The organism is Enterobacter sp. 940_PEND (assembly GCF_001059415.1).
Lineage (GTDB): Bacteria > Pseudomonadota > Gammaproteobacteria > Enterobacterales > Enterobacteriaceae > Enterobacter > Enterobacter cloacae_M.
This window is the reverse complement of sequence record NZ_JUMS01000053.1, coordinates 92,252-99,150: the sequence shown is the minus strand read 5'-3', so window position 1 is coordinate 99,150 and position 6,899 is coordinate 92,252. Positions and strand designations below refer to the sequence as shown.

Annotated in this window: 7 protein-coding genes; 5 read left to right on the top strand and 2 right to left on the bottom strand. The window is 56.3% G+C overall.

The window, feature by feature from the left end; genetic code table 11:
• Positions 1 to 56: 56 nt before the first annotated feature.
• Both ADJ24_RS08105 and rsmD read right to left on the bottom strand, forming a co-directional pair.
• A complete protein-coding gene (locus tag ADJ24_RS08105; RefSeq protein ID WP_023310013.1) occupies positions 57 to 338 on the bottom strand; it encodes a DUF1145 family protein in 282 nt (93 codons plus the stop codon).
• Complete coding sequence (gene rsmD / locus ADJ24_RS08100) at positions 322 to 924, bottom strand: 16S rRNA (guanine(966)-N(2))-methyltransferase (protein WP_023310014.1); 603 nt, start codon at positions 922 to 924, stop codon at positions 322 to 324. The genes ADJ24_RS08105 and rsmD overlap by 17 nt, the downstream gene beginning before the upstream one ends.
• 127 nt (positions 925 to 1,051) lie before the next feature.
• On the opposite strand from rsmD, the gene ftsY reads away from it, so the two are divergent.
• The 5 genes from ftsY to ADJ24_RS08075 all read left to right on the top strand — a co-directional run bounded on the left by ftsY (position 1,052) and on the right by ADJ24_RS08075 (position 6,739).
• Positions 1,052 to 2,512: a signal recognition particle-docking protein FtsY gene (gene ftsY / locus ADJ24_RS08095; protein ID WP_023310015.1), complete on the top strand. Its 1,461-nt coding sequence runs from the start codon at positions 1,052 to 1,054 to the stop codon at positions 2,510 to 2,512.
• A gap of 2 nt (positions 2,513 to 2,514) precedes the next feature.
• Entirely contained in the window at positions 2,515 to 3,186 is a 672-nt protein-coding gene (gene ftsE, locus ADJ24_RS08090; protein WP_023310016.1) for a cell division ATP-binding protein FtsE, read from the top strand.
• Positions 3,173 to 4,228 (top strand): permease-like cell division protein FtsX, encoded by a 1,056-nt coding sequence (gene ftsX, locus ADJ24_RS08085; RefSeq protein WP_023310017.1) that lies wholly within the window; start codon positions 3,173 to 3,175, stop codon positions 4,226 to 4,228. Before ftsE ends, ftsX begins: the two co-directional genes overlap by 14 nt.
• Before the next feature lie 251 nt (positions 4,229 to 4,479).
• Positions 4,480 to 5,337: an RNA polymerase sigma factor RpoH gene (gene rpoH / locus ADJ24_RS08080; RefSeq protein WP_023310018.1), complete on the top strand. Its 858-nt coding sequence runs from the start codon at positions 4,480 to 4,482 to the stop codon at positions 5,335 to 5,337.
• A 136-nt stretch (positions 5,338 to 5,473) separates the two neighbouring features.
• The gene (locus ADJ24_RS08075) at positions 5,474 to 6,739 is read left to right on the top strand and encodes a 4-aminobutyrate--2-oxoglutarate transaminase (RefSeq protein ID WP_023310019.1); all 1,266 of its coding nucleotides are present in this window, start codon (positions 5,474 to 5,476) and stop codon (positions 6,737 to 6,739) included.
• Positions 6,740 to 6,899: the final 160 nt, after the last annotated feature.

The following is a 6,899-nucleotide window of genomic DNA, read 5'->3' as shown; positions in this document are numbered from 1 at the left end:
GTAATCGTTCCCTCTCCCTGTGGGAGAGGGTTAGGGTGAGGGCATCAGGCCGCGCCTTACTTCTTCACCTGCGCCTTAAACTTATTCATCCACACCAGCAGTTCAAACACGCCGAAAATAAACACGCGCAGCTGCTGCCAGCCCGTCATCTGCGGGCCGTCTTTCGGCAGACCGTTTTTCAGCATCACCATCTGCAGGGCGTGCATGAACGACGTGAAAATCAGCGCGACGTTAACGAAAATATTCATCGGGCGCGGGAACGGGTGCACCAGATTTAAAATCAAAAATGCCCAGACGCCCAGCATCAGCAAACGTCCCAGGTTAATCAGTACCGGCATCGGAGCCTCCTTGTGCCTGACGGTGATAAAGACGATAGGCCACCTGACCAGCGACCTTTTCGCGGTGCAGATCCCAGTGGGCGGGAACCGGCGGCAAACCGTTTTCCACTTCGCTTTCAACGTAAATTAGCGCGTCATCCGCCAGCCAGCCGTTTTGCTCCAGCAGGGATAACGTCTCTTCCAGCAGCCCCTTGCGGAACGGCGGATCGACAAACACCACGTTATGCGGCGTGCCTTTCTGCGCAAGAAAACTCAGCGTGTTGGTGTTCACGACTTTGGCGTTGCTCGCCTTTAGCGTCGCCAGATTTTGCTGCAGCGTCTGCGCAACGCCGCGCTCCATCTCCAGCAGCGTGGCGCTGGCGGCATAGCGCGACAGCGCTTCCAGCCCCAGCGCGCCGCTTCCGGCGAAGCAGTCCAGGCAGTGGGCGTCTACCATTGACGGGGCCAGCCAGTTAAACAGCGTCTCGCGCACGCGGTCGGTAGTAGGGCGTAAACCGGGGCTGTCCGGCACCGGTAATTTCCGGCCTCGCCACTGACCGCCGATAATACGAATTTGACCGGCCGGGGCGCGGTTGGGTTTCTTCATCTCAGGAAAGCTCTGTTAACAATTGGCCTGCGATTGCGGGCGGTGATGTCAATTAAGTAAAGTGTTAGACTATTTCATCATTTTTTTAGCTTCCATGTATATAGCGCCGCGAGGAGTGTAGTCGCAGATGGCAAAACAAAAAAAACGTGGCTTCTTTTCCTGGCTGGGCTTCGGTGAAAAAGAGCAAGAAACAGAACAGAAAACCGAAGAGCAACAAGCCGTTGAAGAGCAGTCGCAGCCTGAAACGCCTGTAGAAACCGCCGCGGTAGTCGAAGCGGAAGAAACGGCGCACAGCAAAGAAGAGATTGAATCCTTTGCACAAGAGGTGGTTGAGGTCACTGAACAGGTTCAGGAGAGCGAGAAGCCAGAACCGATTATCGTTGAGGACATTACCGAAGCGCCACAGGCCGTTATCGAACATGAAGAGCTGCCGCTGCCGGAAGAGGCGAAAGCCGAAGAGGTTTCTGCCGAAGAGTGGCAGGCGGAAGCGGAAACCGTTGAAATTGTTGAGGCGGTGGAAGAAGAAGCCGCACTCGAGCCAGAGCTTACCGACGAAGAGCTGGAAGCCCAGGCGCTGGCGGCAGAAGCCGCGGAAGAAGCGGTCATCGTCGTGCCGGTAGAAGAGCAGGCCGAAGAAGAGAGCGTCCAGGAGCAGGAAAAACCGACCAAAGAAGGTTTCTTCGCGCGCCTGAAGCGCAGCCTGCTCAAAACCAAAGAAAACTTAGGTTCCGGATTTATCAGTCTGTTCCGCGGCAAGAAGATCGACGACGATCTCTTTGAAGAGCTGGAAGAACAGCTGCTGATTGCGGACGTCGGCGTGGAAACCACCCGTAAGATCATCGCCAATCTGACCGAAGGGGCGAGCCGCAAACAGCTGCGCGACGCCGAAGCGCTGTACGGCCTGCTGAAAGACGAGATGGGTGAAATTCTCGCAAAAGTTGACGAACCGCTTAATATTGAAGGCAAAACGCCATTTGTTATTCTGATGGTTGGCGTGAACGGCGTGGGCAAAACCACCACCATCGGCAAGCTGGCGCGTCAGTTCGAGCAGCAGGGCAAATCGGTGATGCTGGCGGCGGGCGATACCTTCCGCGCGGCAGCGGTTGAGCAGCTCCAGGTCTGGGGCCAGCGCAACAACATTCCGGTGATTGCCCAGCATACCGGCGCGGATTCCGCGTCCGTGATCTTCGATGCCATCCAGGCGGCGAAGGCGCGCAACGTGGACGTGCTGATTGCCGATACCGCAGGGCGTTTGCAGAACAAATCGCACCTGATGGAAGAGTTGAAGAAAATCGTCCGCGTCATGAAGAAGCTGGACGAAGACGCGCCGCATGAAATTATGCTGACCATTGATGCCAGCACCGGACAGAACGCCATCAGCCAGGCGAAGCTGTTCACTGAAGCGGTAGGACTGACCGGGATCGCGCTGACCAAGCTGGATGGCACCGCGAAAGGCGGGGTGATCTTCTCCGTGGCCGATCAGTTCGGCATTCCTATCCGCTACATCGGTGTGGGCGAGCGTATTGAGGATTTACGTCCGTTTAAAGCGGACGACTTTATTGAGGCATTATTTGCCCGAGAGGACTAACAATGATTCGCTTTGAACACGTCAGCAAGGCCTATCTCGGTGGGAGACAAGCGCTGCAGGGGGTGACATTCCACCTGCAGCCGGGCGAGATGGCATTCCTGACCGGCCATTCCGGCGCGGGGAAAAGTACCCTGCTCAAGCTTATCTGTGGGATCGAGCGGCCAAGCGCCGGGAAAATCTTTTTCGGCGGCCATGAGATCAGCCGCCTGAAAAACCGCGAAGTGCCGTTCCTGCGTCGTCAGATCGGCATGATTTTCCAGGATCACCACCTGCTGATGGATCGCACCGTTTTCGATAACGTGGCCATTCCGCTGATTATTGCCGGCGCCAGCTATGACGATATCCGCCGTCGCGTCTCTGCGGCGCTGGATAAGGTCGGGCTGCTGGACAAAGCGAAGAACTTCCCGATCCAGCTCTCCGGCGGTGAACAGCAGCGCGTGGGCATCGCCCGCGCGGTGGTGAACAAGCCTGCCGTACTGCTGGCGGATGAACCGACCGGTAACCTGGACGATGCTCTGTCAGAAGGGATTTTGCGTCTGTTTGAGGAATTTAACCGCGTAGGAGTCACCGTATTGATGGCGACGCACGACATCGGGCTCATTTCCCGTCGTTCGTACCGCATGCTGACCCTGAGCGACGGGCATTTGCACGGAGGCCACGGTGAACAAGCGTGATGCAATAAACCAGATTCGGCAGTTCGGGAACCGGTTTGACCGTTTCCGTAAGCCGCAGGGCGGTGGTGACGGCAATCGTAATGCGCCGAAGCGCCAGAAGGCCGCGCCAAAACCGGCCTCCCGTAAAACCAACGTGTTCAACGAGCAGGTGCGCTACGCTTTCCACGGCGCGCTGCAGGATCTGAAAAGCAAACCGCTGGCGACGTTCCTGACGGTGATGGTGATCGCCATCTCCCTGACGCTGCCAAGCGTCTGCTATATGGTCTATAAAAACGTCAACCAGGCGGCCTCACAGTATTATCCGTCTCCGCAGATCACGGTCTATATGGATAAAGCGCTCGATGATAACGCCGCCGCGCAGGTGGTTGGGCAAATCCAGGCCGAGCAGGGCGTGGAGAAGGTCAACTATCTCTCACGTGAAGACGCGCTGGGCGAGTTCCGTAACTGGTCTGGCTTTGGCGGCGCGCTGGATATGCTCGAAGAGAACCCGCTGCCCGCCGTTGCGGTGGTGATCCCGAAGCTGGATTTCCAGGGGACCGATTCGCTTAACACCCTGCGCGATCGCATCACGCGCATTAAGGGCATTGATGAAGTGCGCATGGACGACAGCTGGTTTGCGCGTCTCTCTGCCCTGACCGGGCTGGTAGGACGCGTCGCGGCGATGATTGGCGTGCTGATGGTGGCGGCGGTCTTCCTCGTCATCGGTAACAGCGTGCGCCTGAGCATTTTCGCCCGTCGCGATACCATCAACGTGCAGAAACTGATTGGTGCAACGGATGGTTTCATCCTCCGACCGTTCCTTTACGGCGGTGCACTGCTCGGTTTTTCCGGTGCATTTCTTTCACTGATATTGTCAGAAATTTTGGTGATGCGGCTTTCGTCTGCCGTCACTGAAGTGGCGCAGGTTTTCGGAACAAAGTTTGATATCAGTGGCTTAGGCTTCGATGAGTGCCTGTTGCTGCTGCTGGTTTGTTCGATGATTGGGTGGGTGGCAGCCTGGCTGGCAACCGTTCAACATTTACGTCACTTTACTCCCGACTAATAAAAGCGTGATATAATCTTTCCCTGCACCGAGATGCTCGCTCTGCAGGGAAAGCGTCCCTGTTGTCGCTTCCCCTGTTATCATCTCCATGTCACAATTTGTGCGTAATTTATTCACCGTTGCACCTGGAACTTGTGGATAAAATCACTGTCTGATAAAAGAGTGAATGCTAATCTCGTTGCTCAAACGCTTTGGCATGGTTGTTGCCTGACGGGGACGACCAGGACCAGAAGAAACATTGAGAGGAATGAATGACCAAAGAAATGCAAACTTTAGCTTTAGCCCCTGTTGGTAACCTGGAATCTTATATCCGGGCTGCGAACACCTGGCCGATGTTAACGGCCGAGGAAGAAAAGGAGCTTGCTGAAAAGCTGCATTACCAGGGCGATCTGGAAGCAGCGAAAAAGCTGATCCTGTCTCACCTGCGCTTTGTTGTTCACATTGCTCGTAACTATGCGGGCTATGGCCTGCCGCAGGCGGACTTGATTCAGGAAGGTAATATCGGCCTGATGAAGGCTGTGCGTCGCTTTAACCCGGAAGTGGGTGTGCGACTCGTCTCCTTCGCTGTGCACTGGATCAAAGCAGAAATTCATGAATACGTGCTGCGCAACTGGCGTATCGTGAAAGTCGCCACGACAAAAGCGCAACGCAAACTGTTCTTCAACCTGCGTAAAGCCAAGCAGCGTCTGGGCTGGTTCAACCAGGATGAAGTGGAAATGGTGGCGCGCGAGCTGGGCGTAACCAGCAAAGACGTGCGTGAGATGGAATCCCGTATGGCCGCGCAGGACATGACCTTTGATATGTCCTCCGACGACGACGCATCTGACAGCCAGCCGATGGCACCGGTTCTGTATCTGCAGGATAAAACCTCGAACTTTGCTGACGGCATCGAAGAGGATAACTGGGAAGATCAGGCCGCGAACAAGCTGACCCATGCGATGGAAGGCCTCGACGAGCGTAGTCAGGATATTATCCGCGCCCGCTGGCTGGACGAAGACAACAAGTCCACGCTGCAGGAGCTGGCCGACCGCTACGGCGTTTCTGCGGAACGTGTCCGTCAGCTTGAAAAGAACGCCATGAAAAAACTTCGCGCCGCTATCGAAGCGTAATTTCCGCGAAGTACACCGAGAACCCCTGGATGAAAGTCTGGGGGTTTTGTTTTTTTGGCGCCCGCTCTGGCGAATTCCCTCCCCCTGGCAAACACTTACTGATGCGCTAAGCAGGCGACTTTCTCAGGGGGACAGGGTGAAAAATAACGAACTGAACGACCGGCGTTTACAGGCGACGCCGCGCGGCATCGGCGTGATGTGTAACTTCTACGCCGATAAAGCTGAAAACGCCACGGTGTGGGACGTGGAAGGTAACGAGTACATCGACTTCGCCGCCGGGATCGCGGTGCTGAATACCGGCCATCGCCATCCAAAAGTCATTTCCGCTATTGAAAAACAGCTCCACGCGTTTACCCATACGGCGTACCAGATTGTGCCGTACGAAGGCTATGTGGCGCTTGCCGAGCGTATCAACCAGCGCGTGCCCGTTGACGGTCCGGCCAAAACCGCATTCTTCTCCACGGGGGCTGAGGCGGTCGAAAACGCGGTCAAAATTGCCCGGGCGTACACCAAACGTCCCGGCCTTATCACCTTCGGCGGCGCGTTCCACGGCCGCACCTTTATGACCATGGCGCTGACCGGCAAAGTTGCGCCGTACAAGATCGGCTTTGGCCCGTTCCCCGGTTCGGTGTATCACGCGCAATATCCGAATGAACTGCACGGCGTCAACACGGCGGAAGCGTTGAAAAGCCTGGAACGCATCTTTAAAGCGGATATCGCACCCGACCAGGTCGCGGCCATTATTCTCGAACCGGTTCAGGGAGAGGGCGGTTTCAACATTGCGCCAGCTGATTTTATGCAGGCGCTGCGCGCCCTGTGCGACACCCACGGTATTTTGCTGATTGCCGACGAGGTGCAAAGCGGCTTCGCCCGTACCGGCAAGCTGTTCTCGATGGAACACCACTGCGTGAAGCCCGATCTAATCACCATGGCGAAAAGCCTGGCGGGCGGGATGCCGCTTTCGGCGGTTTCTGGCCGTGCGGAGGTGATGGACGCACCCGCGCCTGGCGGGCTGGGCGGTACCTACGCCGGAAACCCGCTGGCGATTGCGGCGGCACATGCCGTGCTCGACGTGATTGATGAAGAGGATCTCTGCACGCGCTCGGCGCATCTTGGCCACCACCTGGTGGAAGTGCTGAATAAGGCGAAGGAACGCTGCCCGTATATCGCTGACATTCGCGCGCAGGGCTCGATGGTGGCGGTGGAGTTTAACGACCCGCAAACGGGGCAGCCTTCGCCGGAATTTACCCGCCAGGTGCAGGATCGCGCGTTGCAGGAAGGGCTGCTGCTGCTGAGCTGCGGCGTCTACGGCAACGTCATTCGTTTCCTGTATCCGCTGACTATTCCTGAAGCGCAATTCCGTAAAGCGCTGGACATTATCTCCGCGTCGCTGACACGTTAAAGCCATATGCCCGGCGAAAATCCCCGCCGGGCTTATCATATATTCATTTCAAATTAGCTATTCCAAAATCATAAAAATCGGGTATGTTTTAGCAGAGTATGCTGAAAAAGCGCGGACAGCACACCTATAACTGACATAAAGCGCTGCACAACAACATCAC

What these genes read in the sequence shown, in the direction of transcription:
- rsmD (WP_023310014.1), bottom strand. Translation starts at nt 924, where the DNA reads ATGAAGAAACCCAACCGCGCCCCGGCCGGTCAAATTCGTATTATCGGC.
- ftsE (WP_023310016.1), top strand. Translation starts at nt 2,515, where the DNA reads ATGATTCGCTTTGAACACGTCAGCAAGGCCTATCTCGGTGGGAGACAA.
- rpoH (WP_023310018.1), top strand. Translation starts at nt 4,480, where the DNA reads ATGACCAAAGAAATGCAAACTTTAGCTTTAGCCCCTGTTGGTAACCTG.
- ftsY (WP_023310015.1), top strand. Translation starts at nt 1,052, where the DNA reads ATGGCAAAACAAAAAAAACGTGGCTTCTTTTCCTGGCTGGGCTTCGGT.
- ADJ24_RS08105 (WP_023310013.1), bottom strand. Translation starts at nt 338, where the DNA reads ATGCCGGTACTGATTAACCTGGGACGTTTGCTGATGCTGGGCGTCTGG.